At 45.4% G+C, this 18,400-nt stretch carries 16 protein-coding genes; 15 read left to right on the top strand and 1 reads right to left on the bottom strand.

Annotated elements, in window-relative coordinates; all coding sequences use genetic code 11:
* Window positions 1-27: 27 nt before the first annotated feature.
* The 14 genes from EMM73_RS05720 (at window position 28) to EMM73_RS05655 (ending at window position 16,852) form a co-directional block, all read left to right on the top strand.
* On the top strand, window positions 28-447 hold the full coding sequence (locus tag EMM73_RS05720) for a CBS domain-containing protein (protein WP_127685492.1): 420 nt from the start codon (window positions 28-30) through the stop codon (window positions 445-447).
* A gap of 258 nt (window positions 448-705) precedes the next feature.
* Entirely contained in the window at window positions 706-4,638 is a 3,933-nt protein-coding gene (gene hrpA, locus EMM73_RS05715; protein WP_222422605.1) for an ATP-dependent RNA helicase HrpA, read from the top strand.
* A gap of 104 nt (window positions 4,639-4,742) precedes the next feature.
* The gene (locus EMM73_RS05710; RefSeq protein ID WP_261373335.1) at window positions 4,743-5,129 is read left to right on the top strand and encodes a response regulator; all 387 of its coding nucleotides are present in this window, start codon (window positions 4,743-4,745) and stop codon (window positions 5,127-5,129) included.
* Window positions 5,130-5,261: 132 nt separating this feature from the next.
* On the top strand, window positions 5,262-5,561 hold the full coding sequence (locus EMM73_RS05705) for a PilZ domain-containing protein (protein WP_127685490.1): 300 nt from the start codon (window positions 5,262-5,264) through the stop codon (window positions 5,559-5,561).
* Between the two features lie 574 nt (window positions 5,562-6,135).
* On the top strand, window positions 6,136-8,049 hold the full coding sequence (locus tag EMM73_RS05700; RefSeq protein WP_127685489.1) for a methyl-accepting chemotaxis protein: 1,914 nt from the start codon (window positions 6,136-6,138) through the stop codon (window positions 8,047-8,049).
* 8 nt (window positions 8,050-8,057) lie between these two features.
* A complete protein-coding gene (locus EMM73_RS05695) occupies window positions 8,058-9,620 on the top strand; it encodes a chemotaxis protein CheW (RefSeq protein ID WP_127685488.1) in 1,563 nt (520 codons plus the stop codon).
* Window positions 9,621-9,641: 21 nt separating this feature from the next.
* Window positions 9,642-10,790 (top strand): chemotaxis-specific protein-glutamate methyltransferase CheB, encoded by a 1,149-nt coding sequence (gene cheB, locus EMM73_RS05690; RefSeq protein ID WP_127685487.1) that lies wholly within the window; start codon window positions 9,642-9,644, stop codon window positions 10,788-10,790.
* 8 nt (window positions 10,791-10,798) lie between these two features.
* Window positions 10,799-11,422, top strand: a complete 624-nt coding sequence (locus EMM73_RS05685; protein ID WP_127685486.1) for a HEAT repeat domain-containing protein — start codon at window positions 10,799-10,801, stop codon at window positions 11,420-11,422.
* Entirely contained in the window at window positions 11,423-12,265 is an 843-nt protein-coding gene (locus tag EMM73_RS05680) for a CheR family methyltransferase (RefSeq protein WP_127685485.1), read from the top strand.
* Window positions 12,262-12,642: a response regulator gene (locus tag EMM73_RS05675; protein WP_127685484.1), complete on the top strand. Its 381-nt coding sequence runs from the start codon at window positions 12,262-12,264 to the stop codon at window positions 12,640-12,642. The genes EMM73_RS05680 and EMM73_RS05675 overlap by 4 nt, the downstream gene beginning before the upstream one ends.
* 2 nt (window positions 12,643-12,644) lie before the next feature.
* Window positions 12,645-14,993: a chemotaxis protein CheA gene (locus tag EMM73_RS05670; protein WP_127685483.1), complete on the top strand. Its 2,349-nt coding sequence runs from the start codon at window positions 12,645-12,647 to the stop codon at window positions 14,991-14,993.
* On the top strand, window positions 14,993-15,250 hold the full coding sequence (locus EMM73_RS05665; RefSeq protein ID WP_127685482.1) for a hypothetical protein: 258 nt from the start codon (window positions 14,993-14,995) through the stop codon (window positions 15,248-15,250). Before EMM73_RS05670 ends, EMM73_RS05665 begins: the two co-directional genes overlap by 1 nt.
* Before the next feature lies 1 nt (window position 15,251).
* On the top strand, window positions 15,252-15,620 hold the full coding sequence (locus tag EMM73_RS05660) for a response regulator (protein ID WP_127685481.1): 369 nt from the start codon (window positions 15,252-15,254) through the stop codon (window positions 15,618-15,620).
* 8 nt (window positions 15,621-15,628) lie between these two features.
* The gene (locus EMM73_RS05655) at window positions 15,629-16,852 is read left to right on the top strand and encodes a methyl-accepting chemotaxis protein (protein WP_127685480.1); all 1,224 of its coding nucleotides are present in this window, start codon (window positions 15,629-15,631) and stop codon (window positions 16,850-16,852) included.
* A gap of 129 nt (window positions 16,853-16,981) precedes the next feature.
* On the opposite strand, the gene EMM73_RS05650 is transcribed toward EMM73_RS05655, so the two are convergent.
* Window positions 16,982-17,569 carry a lysozyme inhibitor LprI family protein gene (locus EMM73_RS05650; RefSeq protein WP_127685479.1) on the bottom strand — a complete coding sequence of 196 codons (588 nt, stop codon included), beginning with the start codon at window positions 17,567-17,569 and terminating at the stop codon, window positions 16,982-16,984.
* 256 nt (window positions 17,570-17,825) lie between these two features.
* On the opposite strand from EMM73_RS05650, the gene EMM73_RS05645 reads away from it, so the two are divergent.
* Window positions 17,826-18,335 (top strand): hypothetical protein, encoded by a 510-nt coding sequence (locus tag EMM73_RS05645; RefSeq protein ID WP_127685478.1) that lies wholly within the window; start codon window positions 17,826-17,828, stop codon window positions 18,333-18,335.
* The last annotated feature ends 65 nt before the right edge of the window (window positions 18,336-18,400 follow it).

Genomic DNA, 18,400 nt, shown 5'->3' with positions numbered 1-18,400 from the left:
TGAAGATACGACATTGTTGAGGGGCTTATGGACTTATTAAAAATCGCAGATCACATGAATCGTCATCCTGTTACCTTTACCGAAGAGATGTCAGTTGAAGAAGCTGTCAATAAACTGATCCTCGCTGGGCAGTTAGGTGGCCCTGTGATCAATAAAGAAAAGAAAGTGATTGGTTTTGTCTCTGAACAGGATTGCCTGTCCAGAATGTTATCTGGTACTTATCATTTACAGCAGGCCGCTTCGGTCAAAGACGTGATGCGTACCGAAGTTCTGACGGTGAAATCTTACCACGGTATAGTAGATTTAGCTCAGACGATGCTGATGGCTAAACCTAAGGTTTATCCTGTGGTGGATGACGATGGCTATCTGCAGGGCGTGATTAGCAGAACTGATGTATTGCGTGCCATCGACTTGGAATTGCATTCGCATTACAAAGCTGTGAGCTAATCGATTTTAAGCTGAGCGGGGCGGGTGCAATACCCCGTAGAGTTCAGTTTAGAATTTGAGACGGGCGGGTGCAGGGGTCGCGGCTTGTCCCGGACATTCGATGGGTTCCGCTGTTTCGTGTTGACGGGCGGGTACAAGACCCGCCCCTACGGGTATTAATATTAAATGTGCAGTAAAAGCACCGTTTTAAGCGGTGCTTTTACTGGATCTGAAGCCCCTGAACTTGGTAGCATGTCGCCCCTATTTATTGAGGGCCTTGTGTTGACCGACTCTACTGCTAAACCTGCTGTTGCTTCCAATCCGGTTAGTCCGGACGCTGAAATTTCTGTTGCCGCGCTGACCAAGGCCATTACTAATTCTTTATCCAAAGATCAGCATCGTTTCCGTCAGTCCTTACAGAACATTAAAAAGCAGCAAGATGCGGGCAAACAACAGCAGTTAATGCAGCAGTTGTCGGCAAAAATTGCCACTTCTATGCAACTACGTGCTCAGCGTCTTGCCGCAATGCCCACTATTGAATACCCGGCTGAGCTGCCTGTTGTCGGCAAAAAAGACGATATTAAAGCCGCTATAGCCAAACATCAGGTGGTGATTATTGCCGGTGAAACAGGCTCGGGTAAAACCACCCAAATTCCAAAAATCTGTTTAGAGTTAGGCCGTGGTGTTGCAGGCATGATAGGCCACACTCAGCCTCGGCGTTTAGCTGCGCGTAGTGTGTCTGCGCGTTTAGCCGAAGAGCTAAAATGCCCTGTAGGTCAACAGGTGGGTTATAAAATCCGTTTTGGCGACCATACAGCGCCTACTACTTTAGTCAAACTGATGACAGACGGTGTGCTGCTGGCAGAAATCCAGCAGGACAGGTTTTTAAATCAATACGACACCATCATCATCGATGAAGCACATGAACGCAGTTTAAATATCGACTTTTTATTGGGTTACTTAAAGCAGCTGTTGCCGCGCCGCCCTGATTTAAAAGTCATTATTACCTCGGCCACCATAGATCCGGAGCGTTTTTCCAAGCACTTTTTTGACGCGCCTATTATTGAAGTCTCGGGCCGTACTTATCCGGTGGAAACCCGTTACCGGCCCGTGGCAGAAAACGACGACAAAGATGCCGATCAACTGCAGTCAATTTTTGATGCAGTGGAAGAGCTGTACCGCGAGCCACCAGGCGATATTCTGATTTTTTTAAACGGTGAGCGCGAGATACGTGATACTGCAGATGCGCTGGAAAAGCTCAAACTGCCTCATACCGAAATACTGCCGCTCTATGCCCGTTTAAGTGCAGCCGAGCAAAACCGGATATTTCAGACCAGTGTGGGTCGCAGAATAGTGCTGTCAACCAACGTGGCTGAAACCTCGTTAACAGTGCCTGGTATCCGTTATGTGATAGACCCGGGCACAGTGCGGATTTCGCGTTACAGCTACAGGTCCAAAGTGCAACAGCTGCCCATTGAAGCCGTCAGTCAAGCCAGCGCCAATCAGCGTAAAGGCCGTTGTGGTCGTGTCGCTGCTGGTATCTGTATTCGGTTATACAGTGAAGAAGATTTTAATGGCAGACCCGAATTTACCGATCCGGAAATTCTGCGCACCAACTTAGCCTCTGTTATTTTGCAAATGCTGGCCTTGGGGTTAGGGGATATTCAGGCCTTTCCGTTTTTAGAGCGGCCAGATAGCCGTTTTATTAACGACGGTATTAAGCTGTTGGAAGAGCTGGGGGCTGTGAAACCTCAGTCCAATAGCCACAGTCTGCAAATGACCGACTTAGGCCGTCAAATCAGCCGTTTACCTGTTGATCCTCGTTTAGCCCGTATGGTGTTTGCGGCGACAAAACACAGCTGCTTGCAGGAAGTGCTGGTGATAGTCTCAGCTTTGTCTATTCAGGACCCACGTGAGCGTCCTTTGGATAAACAGCAAAAAGCCGATGAATTGCATGGCCGTTTTGCTGATCCGGATTCAGATTTCAGCGCCTGGCTTAAGCTCTGGGCTTATCTGCAAGAGAAACAGGACGAGCTGACCAATAACCAGTTCCGCCGTTTATGTAAACAAGAGCTGTTGAACTACCTGCGGGTGCGTGAATGGCAGGACTTATTTGGCCAGTTGTGCCAAATCTGCAGCGAGCAGCAGTGGAGCCTGAATTCGCAGGTGGCATCCTACGAGCAAATCCACAGTGCTTTACTGACAGGTTTATTAGGCCAGATTGGGAGCCGCGACAGCGATGCCGATTATATGGGCCCACGCCAAAGCCGGTTTTTTGTTTTCCCAGGTAGCAGCTTATTTAAACGAAAACCTAAGTGGGTGATGGCCGCTGAGCTGGTGGAAACCTCCAAGCTGTATGCCCGCGCCGTGGCGAAAATAGAGCCTGAATGGGTTGAACCTGCGGCTATGCATTTAGTCACCCGTAGTTACAGCGAGCCGCACTGGGAGAAGAAAAAAGGCGCGGTAGTGGCTTATGAACAGGTGTCTTTGTATGGCCTGATCATAGTCGGCAAACGCCCTGTGCTGTACAGCAAAATAGACCCGGCCACTTGTCACAGTATTTTTATCCGCAGTGCTTTGGTGGAACAGGATTTAGGCCTGAACGAAAGCTTTTTAGCTCATAACCAAAAGCTGATCGAGCAAGTGACAGAGCTGGAAGAAAAAGCCCGCCGCCGCGATATATTGGTGGATGAAGATACCTTAGCCGCATTTTATGCTGAAAAAATTCCGGTCTGGGCCAATAACAGAGTCGATTTTGCCAAATGGTGGAAAGAAGCCAAGGCCAAAGATGCGAAGTTATTAAATCTGGATTTAGAACAGCTGTATAAGCGTGATGCCTCTGAAGTCACAGCTGATAAATTCCCAGAGTTCTGGCGTCAGGGTAATTTAACCTTACCGCTGGATTATCATTTTTCACCTGGGGCGCCTGATGATGGCGTCAGTCTTGTTGTACCTTTATCCTTGTTAAACCAGCTGGAAGAAACAGGCTTTGACTGGTTGATACCAGGGTTACGGCATGATTTGCTGGTGGCGCTGATTAAATGCCTGCCGAAACAATACAGACGCAACTTTGTGCCAGCACCAAATTACGCCGATGCCTTATTGCAAAGTATTCAGCCTGAAGATGGCCCTTTGCTGGATGTGGTCAGTAACAGATTAAAACGTATGTCGGGTGTAACCATTCCGGATGATGCCTGGGAGCTTTCCGGTATTGAAACTCATCTGAAGTTTAACTTTAAGGTAGTGGATGAAAAGGGGACTACGTTAAAACAAGGTCGCTCTTTGGCCCTTCTAAAACAAGAGCTGCAAGGCAAAGTCCAACAGAACTTAAGTCAGGTGGCAGAGCGGGGCATAGAGCAAGAGCAACTGACACAATGGACCTTTGGCCAGCTACCGCGTGAATACATCAAAATGCAGGCCGGTTATCAAATCAAAGCCTATCCGGCTTTGGTGGACAATAAAAATTCGGTGTCTATTAAGTTACTGGATAACGCAGAACAGGCGGCTGAACACAGCAAGCTGGGGTTGCGTCGTTTGGTCTTGCTGAACGTGCCTTCACCTGTGAAATACCTGCAGGAGTCCTTGCCCAATAAAGCCAAACTGGGTTTGTATTTTAATCCTTTTGGCAAGGTACTGGAGTTGATTGACGATTGTATTGCTGCTGGTGTTGATCAGCTAATCAGTGAGCAAGCCTGGCCGGAAACTGAAGCTGATTTTACCGCTGTTAAGGAGAAAATCCGCGCTGAGCTGGGTGAAACCGTACTTCGTATTGCGCTGAAAGTAGAGCAGATTTTAACCCTTGGACATGAAATTCAGAAAAAGCTAAAAGGTAAAGTTGAGTTAAAACATGTGCAAGGACAGGGAGAAATCAAGCAACATCTTGATTCTTTGCTGTTTAAAGGCTTTGTCAGTACTCATGGATCTGCGCGCTTAGATGCCATCTTGCGTTATTTACAGGCGCTACAAAAACGTCAGGAAAAATTGCCTGTGGATCCAAATCGGGATCGTCTGATGTCGCAGGAGTACCAAAAAGCGCAAGATGCTTATCAAAGCTTGCTCGGCAAATACGCAGGCCGTACTATCCCACAGCCAGTGTTGGATATTCGCTGGATGCTGGAGGAACTTAAGGTATCCTTACATGCTCAAACCTTAGGCACCCCTTATCCGGTATCTGTAAAACGTATTTTGCTTGCAGTCAGCGAGTTAAAGTAGTCAGCCAGCAAGTTTTTCGTAGTTTTTTGGCAAATTGCCAAATAAGCCATACACTTATACTAAACGCATCGATGCGTGGGAACGGAGACACAAGGATGCAGGCAATGGAATTGAAGCAAAAAAAAGTCATGATAGTGGATGATGAAGACTTTATGTATCGTCTGCTTGAGTTGGCTTTGGCACCTTTTTACCAATTGTCTTACGCCAAAAGTGGGGTTGAAGCCTTACAACTGGTACTACAATACCAGCCTGACTTGGTGATGATGGATATCTGTATGCCGGGTCTCGACGGATTGGACACTTGTCGTTTGTTAAAAAATACGCCTGAAACTGGTCATATCCCTATTCTGATGATGTCGGGCCTGGATACTCCCCGTGATGAAGTGATAGCGCTTGATGCCGGAGCAGATGCTTTTGTCAGTAAACCTATTAGTGTTAAACATATTCAAACGTTGGTCGATGATTTACTCTGTAGTCATTTGCAGAAGTAAGCTGAATAAAAGTCTTTACACTGGTCAGTTGGCGATCTATAAAAGACATTCATCCAAACCACAGACCCAAAGTGAATGGAGTTACAGCAAAGTTGCTGCAGTTTCAGCAGTGCGGGAGGGCAGTAGAAGCTTATGTTAGGCCACAGCGATAAACGTAATTATTACCGTATGATGGTAAACACTCAGGTTCAGTTAATGATTAACGATCCTGAATCAGGCAGAATGATCAATGCGATTTGTCGCGATTTAAGCGCCACAGGAATGTCGCTGGAGATAGACGAACCTTTGGAAATGGGCGTTATGCTCTATATCAAAATGGAAAGTTCCAACCCCAGTATACCGCCTTTGTCTGCCCACGCTAAGGTGATGCGCTGCGCTCAGGAGCAGGAAGACTGTTATCAGTTGGGTGTGCAAATCATAGAGTTGAATTAAATCAGATGTATTTTTGCTTGTTTCAACTGCTACTTTTTTTGGGGCGAATTTAAAGTTACCAAGTTTTACAGGTACAGGTTACAAGCCGTACATTTTTGAATTTTCTTAAAAATAACCAGTGGTTATGTGACTCAACCACAAGTCAAAGCATACCGAATTTAGTCAATATCTCCGGCATATTCTCGCTTTCCTCATCATCATTTTTACCAGACTTCTTGTTGCCAATTTTTGCAGGTTAATCCTTATGTGCCCCTATCTTGTTGCACATCTGCATCTTTTTGGTGCGTTCCTTAAATGGGGTTAACTGCTGTGGGTAAACCTTTTTGCACTTTTATCGTGATTAAAATCAATGCTTTACTCATTTACCCTAGGTTCTGACTTTATCTTTTTGTACCTAATATAGGCTTTAAATAATAAAAGTGTACAAAAATGAAAAAAAAATTGGCAGAAGACAAAAGAGATCCTATCTTTAAATCAACTCATCATTTGTAGACAAAGTTGTTAGTTGTGAGAGCTATATTGTTCATAGGTACTCACAATCGCACACTCCAATTTGAAAACCGGAGGCATCCAGGTGGCACTAGTCAAAAGAAACGGTAGTAACAGCGGCGCTGTTGAGACAGCCAAACCAGCTGCAGCGGCATCCCGCGAAGCCGAGGCACAGCGCAGAAGAGCAAGAACTCTGGCAAAGCAGCAACAGGCTGCAGAGCGGATTGCAGCGGCTACTGCGCAGCTTTCGTCCGGTATAACCGAAGCTTCCGCCGCCTCCGAAGAGTTAAGGCGAGCATCAGATTTAATTGCAGCAGGCGCAGAAGAATCAGCAGGCGCTGCGCAGGAGTCACTGCAGGCTTTTAAACAAGTCGTTCAGGCTATCAACACGCAATTGGATAGCGCCAATTTAAGTCAAACTAAAAGCGAAATAGTACAACAACTCGTGCTGAGAACAGCAGATGATATTAGCCGTCTGATTGAGAATGTAGGTGTAGCCGCTGTGCGTCAGGAAGGCTCGGTTCGTCAGGTGGTTGAGCTGGAAAAGCAAGCTGCCAACATAGGTGATATTGTCAAAGCTGTAGTACGAATTGCTGATCAGACCAACCTGCTTGCATTAAATGCGGCAATAGAAGCTGCACGGGCAGGAAAACACGGTAAGGGCTTTGCTGTGGTTGCTGATGAGGTGAGAACTCTCGCTGAAACTTCAGAGAAAAGCGCAAAACAAATTCAGGACTTGGTAGGCCAAATCCAGTCTGAAGTCAAAGGTATAGCTCAAGGCATTAATCAGTCCGCGAGTAGTATCAGCGCTGAGGTTGAAAAAGGCAAAGAGATCAGTCAGGTGCTTGGTCAAATTCGATCTGACGTAGGTGAAGTTGTCAGAGGAATGCAGGAGATCGCTGTGGGTGCACAGCAATCCAATGAAGCGTCAAATCAGGCGTTGCGCGGAGCAGAAGAAATAGCGGCAGCTGCTGAGCAGCAATCAGCAGCTGCCGAAGAAACAGCAAAAACCGTTAACGAACAAACCCAAGCACTGTCTGAGAGTGAAAAAGCGGCTCAGGATTTATCTGATATAGCAGATGATTTAAAAAATTCGACCAATGTAGCAAAAAGCGCTGAAGACGTAGCCTCCAGTGCTGAGGAGTTGTCCTCTGCTGTGCAGGAGTTGAACAGAGCCGCAGCCCAAATCATGACTGCTATCGAACAAATACGCCGAGGATCTCAGACCTCTGCTGCAGCAACTGAGGAGTCTGTCGCTGCAGTAACCCAGATCAAACGTGGATTAGAAGTCGCTTTAGACCGCGCTCGTTCGGGCGCTGATAAAGTGCGTACTGTTTCGGTGTTATTGGCCCAAAATAAAGCGGCTGTCGATCAGTTAATTAAGGGCATCGAAAATTCTGTTGTTGCGACTCAGAGCAGCATCAAGCAAGTAAAAGATCTGGAACAGGTATCGAGGCGCATCGACAAAATTGTCGAAGCTATCACTACTGTTTCCATACAAACTAATATGTTGGCTGTAAATGGTTCAATTGAAGCGGCCAGGGCTGGTGAATTTGGCAAAGGTTTTGTTGTTGTTTCCACCGACATTCGAAATCTAGCTCGGGATTCAGCTGAAAATGCAGACCGGATAAAAGACTTAGTCAAAGGGGTTCAGGACCAAATTAGCCTGGTGAGTTCTGACTTGGATGAAATAGTTAAATCTGCTGTCTCTGAGACTGAACAAGCAAAAATTGCCACAGCCAATTTACAAGCCATAGAAGTTGATATCACCGACATAGAGCGCTGTACCGCTGAAATTCTGGATGCTGCAACAGAGATAGCCGCAGCTATAAGCCAGGCACAAAAAGGGATTGAGCAAATTTCGTCGGCGGCGCAAGAAGCAGAGCGCGCAGCAACAGAAGCAGCCGGAGCTGCACATCAGCAATCTCAGGGCGCGGAAGAATTAGCTGCTGCTATAGAGGAAATTGCCTCGCTAGCCGATGAACTGCAAAGTCTCTGAGGTGTACTATGACTGCAGATTTTGAGCTGCCAGATGTAACAACTGTCTCTGAAGATCCACAGCAAAGGGATCTGAGCCAACAGTTCGTTACTTTTATACTGAATGGTGAGCAGTTTGCTGTTGAAATGGCGCCTGTGCAGGAAATAATCAGAGTACCTCTGACAGTACGTGTTCCATTGGCTCCTACTGCGTTATTCGGTTTGGCAAATTTGCGTGGCAAGGTACTGCCCATTATTTCATTGCGCCGAGTGTTTCAGTTTATGGAATTGAACCATGACGACTCTACCCGGGCTTTGGTGATAGATTTAGGTCAGCCTCTAGGCTTTGTTGTCGATAAGGTTGCTAGTGTGATCAGCGTCGAACCGAGCCAGATAGAAAGTGTGGACGGTATTCGCAGCAGTATCGATAGCAATTTGTTATCAGGAGTGCTGCGGATAGCGGGTCAAAAAAACATGATTATGGTGCTTAATTTTAAGCAACTGATCGCCGACGAATTCCGTGAAATCAGCGAGTTATCTCAAGATCCTTTGCTACAAAAAGCTGTTCACAGTGTGTCACAAGCTGAGGATGTCGCAGCTGATGAAGATAGTTCTGATGAGCGCCAGTTAGTGAGCTTCAGTGTTGCCTCACAGGAATACGCTGTTGACATTATTGATGTACAGGAAATAGTGCAAATACCTGATGACGTGGCACAGATACCCAAAGTGCAGGGCCATGTACTCGGCATTATGACGTTACGTGAACGTCTCTTGCCTTTGGTTAGTTTGCGACAAATGTTTCGGTTACCAGAAAAGCCTATGGATGATCGCAGTCGCGTGGTTGTCGTTGCTGTGCAAGGCAATGCCATAGGCGTGGTTACTGACGCTGTATCTGAGGTACTGCGGGTTCCCCATAACCTGATAGACCCTATGCCAGCACTCTTAACGCAAGAGTCTGATCTATCGGAGATCAGTCAAATTTGTCGACTTAACCAGGGAAAAAGGTTGGTGTCCGTAATAGATGTTGAGAGTCTGTTTAAGGTCAGTAGCATTAAGCAAGCACTTGAAGAGGTTCAGGAGATGCAGCAGCAAGAGCAGAGCGACTGTGACGATATTGACACAAACGAAGAAGACGAAGAGCAGGTTGTTGTATTTCACCTGGCGAATGGGGAGTTTGGTGTACCTATAGAGAGTGTGCAGGAGATTGTCAGAATTCCGGAAGAGTTAACTGCAGTGCCTAAGGCTCCCGCATTTATCGAAGGCATTATTAATTTACGTGGTTTGGTTTTGCCGGTAATAGACCAGCGCAAACGTCTGGGCCTTGATTCGATAGCACGTCATGATCGGCAGCGCATTATGGTGTTTGTACTTGGAGGAGTGCGAACAGGTTTTATAGTGGATGCGGTTACTGAAGTACTGAAGATCCCGAAAAAATTGATTGAACCTGCTCCCCGACTTTCTGCGGAGCAAGCAAGGCTGCTGGGGCGAGTTGCTAATTTGGAGCAACAAAAACGTATGATCCAGCTGATAGAACCCGATCATCTTATGGATAACGACGAGCAGCAAAAGCTAGGGGCTTTGTTGACCGTGTAGACGTCAGGGTAGGTTACTGTGATGGCGATTAAAGTTCTTGTAGTGGATGATTCCGCCTTAATGCGCAAAAAAATTAGCGCTTTGTTGGCAGACACCGGCGATTTTGCGGTGCAAAGCGCGAAAAATGGTATCGAAGCCATAGCAATGAACCAAGAGTTTCAGCCTGATGTGATGACTTTGGATATCAACATGCCTGAAATGGACGGGTTGACTGCTTTAGCAGAAATCATGCTGCAGCGTCCTGTACCGGTGGTGATGCTGTCATCTTTAACTGCTCAGGGAGCTCTGGCCACCTTAGAAGCGCTAGCGCTCGGTGCAGTTGATTATGTTGCCAAACCAGATGGCACTATTTCATTGGCACTGGACCAGATAGAGCGAGAATTACTTACTAAAGTACGTGCCGCTGCTAAAGCCAGATTACGTGGTGGCGCTAAAGTAAAGCCAGTTTCAGAACCATTATCGCTAAGGGGGCGTCCTGGATCCAGCAGCTCACCTCATTCTGGGTCGGTTGAATCTGAAGCAAAGTGGAATAAGCTAACTACGCCAGTGATCCCAAGACACAAGCGGCAAGTGAAGCCAGGAGCAGAAGGAGAGCTCGAAGGATTAGTGTTGATTGGCGTCTCTACAGGTGGGCCTGGCACTTTAGAGCAGATCATACGATTGTTGCCCTATGACTTTCCCTACCCTGTAGTGATAGCACAGCATATGCCAGCTGCTTTTACAGGCCCCTTTGCCAGCAGGCTCAATTTATTATGTGCATTGGAAGTGGTGGAGGTTGGGCAATTATTAGCTGTGGAGCGCGGTAAGGTATACATAGCCAGAGGCAGTGCAGATCTGGTGTTTACCAACCGCTGCGGTGTTCTGTACTTACAACCTAAACCAGAAGATCCGCAGTTCAGGTGGCATCCATCTGTTGAGTTGTTGGGACGTTCCGCTTTGGAATGTTGTAATGCAGAGGGCTTAATTGCAGTTTTATTGACTGGGATGGGAGATGACGGTGCTGAGGCTTTTAGTCGCATTCATGCCAATGGCGGCAGGACTATCGCTGAATCCGAAGAGTCTGCAGTGGTTTTTGGTATGCCAAAAGAACTGATCGAACGACGTGGCGCGACCTTAGTCTTGCCGGTTCATAAAATAGCTCAGCAATTACTGCACTGGGCGTGCAGATAGGAACTGCTATGGGATTTGTAAAAAGTGATCAACACGACTTTTCTGGCGATGACCAACGCAAATCTAGCCGGGACATGCCTGGTCTGCTGCGCACGCTATCAACTGGCAATGTTGCAGAGCGGCGCTGGGCAGCGAGAGACCTGGCGCAATATCCTCAAGCAATAACTGAGTTGTTGGCCCAGTTGCGGCTGGAACAGGACCGAACTGTTCGTGAGGCTCTGTTTGTGGCATTAACACAATCTGGTTGTCCTGAAGCTGTGGAAGGACTTATTTCCTGTTTACGCAGTGAGGAAGCAAATGTTCGGAACGACGCTATCGAAGCGATGAAATTGATGCCTGATGCTGTTGCATCCGTCATGCACAGTCTCTTGCATGATCCGGACCCGGATATCAGAATTTTTGCCGTTAACATTCTGGAATCCTTACGTCACCCTATGGTGGAGTCCTGGTTACTGGATGTGATTGAACATGAGGAGCACGTTAATGTATGTGCGACAGCTGTTGACTTATTGACTGAAGTTGGCAGCTCAGCTGCAGAATTGCCATTACAGGCATTAAGGCGCAAGTTTCCTGATGAGCCTTTTATGCATTTCGCCATTGAGGTGGCGCTCACGAGGATCCAAGGTGGCTAAGTGGCAACTATTGAGATAAGTCTTGAAGAATTCCAAAAATTCCGGGAGTTTTTTTATCGGAAGACGGGGATCCAGTTTGACGACAACAAAAGATATTTTGTTGACAAAAGGTTGGTCGAACGAATTGAGGTGACACAATCAGACTCATTCCGTAATTATTTTAATACCTTAAGGTTTCAGGCCTCAGGTGATGAGCTACAAAAGTTGACTAATCTGATGACGGTCAATGAAACCTATTTTTTCCGTGAAGACTACCAATTTAAATGTCTGGTTGAATCTATGTTGCCTGCCGTTTGTGCCCTTAAAAAACCAGGGTCGCGGATACGTATTTGGTCTGTGCCTTCGTCTTCAGGTGAAGAACCTTATTCGATAGCCATTTATTTATTAGAGCACTGGCCACAAATAGCAAATTGGGATGTCGAGCTGATATCGTCAGATATAGACACCGACATTCTGCAAAAAGCACGATTAGGCTGTTATTCACCTCGCTCAGTACAGCATGTTCAGCCTGCGGTATTAGACCGTTATTTTGTTCGCAAGAAAAATGGCGATTTTCAAATTTGTGACGATTTAAGGGACTCTGTCGAGTTTACCAGAGTCAATCTGTCTGAAATCGCTGACACCAGAGCTTATCGAAATTTTGATGTGATTTTCTGCCGTAATTTATTGATTTATTTCGATGATTTATCAAGGCGTAAAGCTGCTGAAGTATTTTTTGATGCGCTTAATCCCGGAGGTTTTGTTTGCCTCGGGCATTCTGAATCTATGAGTCGTATTACGTCATTGTTTACAGTCAAAAAATACCCTGAAGCAATTGTGTATCAAAAGCCGGAGCAAAAATGAACGCAGGCAGCAAACGCATTCTGGTAGTTGATGATGCCGCAACGGTCAGAATGTATCACCGACAAATTCTCCAGCAGGCAGGTTTCCTGGTCGATGAAGCGGTCAATGGGATCGAGGCCCTGGAGAAGGCGCTGAATTCGCCCTATGACCTCTACTTGGTCGATATCAATATGCCACTGCTAAATGGTTATGAATTTTTGGTGGATTTACGAAGTAGAGACATCAAACAAGCTCCCGCTATCATGATTTCGACTGAGGCTGAGCAGCACGACAGAGCGAGGGCTTTTGAATCTGGTGCAAATTTTTACATGCTCAAACCTATTAAACCCGCAGACCTGTTGAAATATTCATCGCTTTTGCTGGGTGTCGGGGGATAGTTATGAATGAATTACTGCAGCAGTTTATCAGTGAGGCAAGGGATTGCTTGCAGTCTGTTAGTGAGCTTTTGCTGAAACTAGAGCAAGCACCTCAAGATCGTCAATTGGTGGTAGAGCTTTTTAGATTAGTCCACACCCTCAAGGGTAATAGTGGTTTGTTTGAATTCAGTGCTATGAGTCAGGTATTGCATGCAGCTGAGGATTTGATGGATGCGGTTCGGGATGAGCGTTTAACCTTTACCCCAGCTCTGGCCGATCCGCTGTTAGACACTATGGATTTTGTCAGCTATCTGGTGGATCAAATCGCTGCTGATACATACCGGAACGATGCTTTTATTGATCAGGCAATGTCACAGTCCTTGCTATTACGTGACTTAATGGCTGCTGCAGTACCTGTGTCAGCTTTAGAGGTTGAAGATCAGTCTATTGCTAAACACTGTACTGTTATCTCTGAACAGCCACAGCCCAATGCTACAGATCAATGGGTCAAGGATTTACCCGAAGTAGTACTGCAACAAATGAGTGTTTTGGCTGATGCTAGTTATATAGTTTGTTACGAGCCTGAAGCGGGCTGTTTTTTCAAAGGGGAAGACCCGTTTTACTTAGTACAGCAACTTCCTGAGTTGATTTGGGGAGCGGCGGTCAGCAAGTCTCAGGCGTCTCCCTATGACTGTTATCAGTCTCAGCTGCAGTACATTGCTTTTTGCAGCGCAACAGAGCAACAAATCGCACAGCACTTTCGATATGTACCAGAGCAAGTTTCCTGGTTTAGTGTGAGTGAGTGCAGCGCTTTGAAGTCTGTAACTGTAGATATTGACCCAGCGCTCGTTGAAGTGTTGCGGATCCAATTGCAAATTTTAACGCTACAAGCAGAACCCGCTGCGCCAAGAGGCATGTTAGCTGCAGTGTTTAGCACACTAAGCGCCATTTCAAACCAGCTACCTGCTGGCCTGGCTCCGTTGCCTCCCTTAAGTGACCATAGCTCATCAAAGCAGTTCTGTGAGTGGATAGAGCGTATTTTGTCAGCAGAGCATAGCGAAGCTGAAGCTGTAAAAATGATCGACAACACCGAGGTTGCTTCTGACCCGCCAGTCGCGCCCATTCAACAGGGCGCTGAGATCTTAGCCGAAAATAACAGCGACAGCAGATTTGGCAGAAGAGCAGAAGACTCCGTACTAGGTAAGGTCCTGAAAGTTGAACAAAGTAAAATTGATAGGTTGATGGATCTTATCGGCGAGATTGTAGTGGCTAAGAACGGTTTGCCTTATCTGGCAAATAAAGCAGAAATTCACTATGGCAACCGTGAGATATCGAGAGATATAAAAACTCAATATGCAGTGATCAATCGAATAGTCGAGGAAATGCAGGACGCCATTATGCAGGTTCGTATGATGCCTGTGTCCGCTATTTTTCAGCGTTTTCCACGCTTAGTTCGGGATATTGCCCGTAAACTAGGTAAAGAAGTCGATTTACAGATACAGGGTGAACAGACTGAGGCTGATAAAACCATTATTGAGTCTTTAGCCGATCCGCTTATTCATATTTTGCGAAATAGCCTTGACCATGGTTTAGAGACGACTGAAGAGCGAGTGTCGCAGGGGAAATCACCTACAGGTGTTCTCAGAATTCAGGCGAGTCAGGAATCGGATCGGGTCATTATTCTGATTGAAGACGATGGTCGCGGCATAGATCCGGTTGTAATCAAACGCAAAGCTTGGGAAAAGCAGCTGATTAGTGAAGAGCAACTGGAAAAATTAACCGACCATGAGGCCATTCAATTAATTTTTGCAGCAGGATTTTCAACTGCAACACAAGTGACTGATTTGTCTGGTCGAGGTGTCGGGATGGACGTTGTAAAGAACGCTGTGATGCGGGTTGGTGGTGCGGTCCAGTTGTCTAGTGAAGTGGGCAAAGGAACCCGGCTAACTTTGTCCTTACCTCTGTCTATGGCGGTTACCAATGTGATGGTGATAGGCTCAGACCAGCAAACTTTTGGTATTCCAATGGATTTGATTGTAGAAACTGTGCGGCTTCCAGTTACTGCTGTTCAATACATAAAGCAGACGATGACAACAGTTTTACGGGGCAAACTGATCCCGCTGCGATCACTCAATCAACTTTTGTCCATCGACAAAGCTCAACTCCTCAACGATGAGCAAGAATATGCACTGCTTGTGGTTCGCTGCCAGGGAGAAGTTCTGGGATTGCTGGTTGATGATTTTTATGAAGTCATTGATATTATTCTCAAACCATTGCCAGGAGAGCTCGGTAATATGGCACTGTACGCAGGATCAGCCCTGCTAGGCGATGGGTCAGTGCTACTGATCCTCAATCCTAAGGAGTTTCAGTAATGTCGATTACCCGTAGGGGAAAAATTCTCAAACTCAGTGGCGCAATAGGCGTCGAAGACGCTGAAATCATCTATGCTCAATACGAGCAGCAGCTTTTTACCAAAGTCGACCTTCAACAGTGCGATCATCTGCACAGCACTGTTTTTCAATTGCTGGTTGTATTTCAAATTCCGATCTATAAATACCCGCAGAAGCCTGAATTAGCTTCGTGGTTCGTTCATTCTGCGTCTGTCTATACGAGCCAACAGGAGGCTTAAGATGTCAAAAACCGTATTTGTCGTTGATGATTCGGCAACAATGTTAATGAGCGTAAAGCAAACGCTAGAAATGTCTGGTTTGAAGGTTGACACCGCTAAAGATGGCTTAGAGGCATTTAATAAGTTAAAAGCTGGTTTAAAGCCGGATTTGATCATTACGGATATAAATATGCCAAATATGAATGGCATTGAATTTATAAAAAACGCCCGTGCATTATTACGTTTTACACCTATTCTCGCTCTGACGACAGAGAGTCAGGCAGCTAAAAGAGATGAAGCTAAACAAAATGGCGCAACCGGCTGGATGGTGAAACCAATTAGTGGTCCTGATTTATTAAAAATAGTCCGTCAGGTTTTGCCCGGAGTTTGAGGTGTGATATGACCCAAAGCAATTTTTTTGTTGCAGCTAAGTCAGCTTTTTGCGCTGCATTTTTAGTCGCCGTTTTTTTACACGCCACTGGTTATATAGTGCCTGAGGATAGGGGCGTTCTGACGTTTTTTGTTGAGTTTTTGGTCATAGGTTCTGGTTTTATCGCCTACTCTTATTTTCATTTGGCGAGACAATTTTTACGCAGCGCTGAATCTGGTTCTCAATCAAGTTCTGCTTCAGTCACTGAAAATCAACGTTTTTTACATAAGGATTTAAGTTATTTGCCGTTATTCGGCGAAGTAATGGCGAAACATATCGAGTCTGCCAACACTGAAACTGAGCGAGGTTCACTGAAAATTATGCAAGTGCTGGACGCTTTGTATAAGTTAAGTGGCAGTTTATTGGAGCGGCTAAACAAAAATGTGCAAGAAGCTCAATCTATAAAAGAAATTCAGGCAGAAAGACTCTTTGCTGATCAGGAACTGCTACGGCAAATGTCGGAATACATTGCAGCTAAGTCAGCTCAGGTCCACAAGGATCATGATCGGATTGAAGAAGTACTGCAACAAGTGAAAGGTTTAACTGGGCTAACTGGCTTAATCCGTAATATTGCTAAACAAACCAATTTGTTGGCACTAAACGCCTCTATTGAAGCAGCAAGAGCCGGGGATGCTGGTCGCGGTTTCGCAGTGGTTGCAGATGAGGTTCGCACCCTATCTCAAGAAACAGAATCTGCTACCGCAGCTATAGATAGGGCTATTATTGCTGTCAGTGATACGGTTTCAAATAATCTTGTCTCTGTACTTGCAGGCGATCACACTCAGGATGAAATGCAAAAAGTTACTGAAGTATCGACTAGCCTACAAGCGATTTTGCAGGATTTCAGCGAGCTGAACAATTATGTAGAGTTGCTAAGCCAGGAAAGTAAAGAAGCAATGACCTTCATTCATAATGGCATAGTGGAAGCTCTGGGAAATATGCAATTTCAAGACATCAGCCGTCAGCAGCTGGAAAGTGTGCAACATTTATTCGATGAGTTAATTGTGCATTTTCGCCAACTGTCTGAACAGTTGAATGACTCGCCTGGAGAGCCCATTGTGCTTGAGCCTTTAGAGGTGTTGCTGGAGTCTCACCGGGAAAAATATGTGATGCGGCAGCAGCAAGAAAATCATAATGGAGTTGTCGGAAAACCGACAAACAAAGATGAGCAACCAGCTATTGAGTTGTTTTAAGAACTATTTTAGGAAGACAAACCTCTTGTAACTTTGAGACATTGATTGGGCGTTAACCCCTTTAGCAATGCATCATAGTAGTGGCATACTGAATGACTCCCTCAGCGAGTGGAACCAAAGCTGCTCCACTTACCTGATAGTAGGTTGTCTGCATTCTATTGAGGGGACATTGTAGCCCCACTGTAGGGTGAAAACACCGTTTCGCTCTGATAGCTTTTCGTTGCGTCCGACATAACTCTGATCGGCCTGTAGGTACATTAAAGAGACCTGATCGCCGTAATCCGCAATTAAAGTAGCAGGTGTAGTCGGGTAATAACGCAGTGATACTTCATTAGCCGGATTGTTTTCGCAGCGAAGAGCTAGTTTTTTGCTGATCGGTAGCAGTTCATACCGTGCCTGTAACTCAGCAATACGCTGTGTGTAAAGCGTTGAAGCGCAAGTGTTTTTATCATTTTCTTTCCAGCAATCGGCTTTACCTTTTATCCAACCGCGCTGCTCAGCTTTTAACAAAAGTGGCTTTTCATTGGCGGCTTTAGCCAAAGCTTGTTGATACACCTGTGCCAGTTGCTGATCTTGTTTGAGGAGATCTTGGTCTGAACAAATCAATTGATCAACAGTTCCTAAGTCTTTGGCCTGACAGTTGATTTGAAAGTCTGTTGTAGCTGCCTGAAGTGGGGTTGAGGCGAGCAGGGTGCTTATGATAAGTAAAAGTTTCATATTCCTATCCTTTTGAATTTGCTGTGTTAACAGTGTCAGGGAATGGGGGTAATTTCAAGGTGAGCTAATAGTAATTATGCTGTTGCTAAACGAATAGTTTACCTTCTGCAAAAATTCTGGTCATTCAGCTTTACATAGTTGCTTTTGACCTTGTATTTTGGATTACTTAGTAAAGTTATTCAGTAAGTTAAGAACAATCAGAAGTTTGTTTTGTTAGCCAGTTCAGTAATACATTTGTATGCGGGAAGGAAGAAAAATGTCTAAGGCTATATCCCATAAAACAGACTTGTTTCTGACCTTGCTGATCCTCGTACTGTTTATAGCCAGTGACCTAGCGTGTTTCTATTACTTTGTACCGGATGAAAGTTATTCCCGCGCTTTTACTATTAAAATACTAATTTTAATATCAGTGATGTCCCTTGATAAATTGCACTCGACGGACAGTAATAATCCCAATGATGATGCCTATTTTTACCAAATTCCTGTGTTTGCATTTTGTGTTTGGATCATTATTGTTTCAATTTTAATTGCTGGTCAGCTAAGTATCTGGCTTTTCCTCGTGGCCTTAGTTTCCTTATTATTTCTATTTTTTATTTTTTTATCTTTGGACAAGGATTTTCAGGTTATCAGCAAAAGTTACTCACACTGTTACTTCAGGTTAATCAAACTTGCAATCAGAGCAATGTTTTATGCATTGCTGTGTTTTGTGTTGTACTTGATATTTAATTTTGGTGGTGATTGGCCATTAAAGTTTATGTTGTTTTGACCCCGCTAGATTCGGTTCATGCCAAATAAAACTCATGCAATGAACAATAGAGATCAAAACAGCCA

The organism is Rheinheimera sediminis, assembly GCF_004005375.1.
Lineage (GTDB): Bacteria > Pseudomonadota > Gammaproteobacteria > Enterobacterales > Alteromonadaceae > Pararheinheimera.
This window is presented reverse-complemented; position numbering and strand designations above follow the sequence as displayed.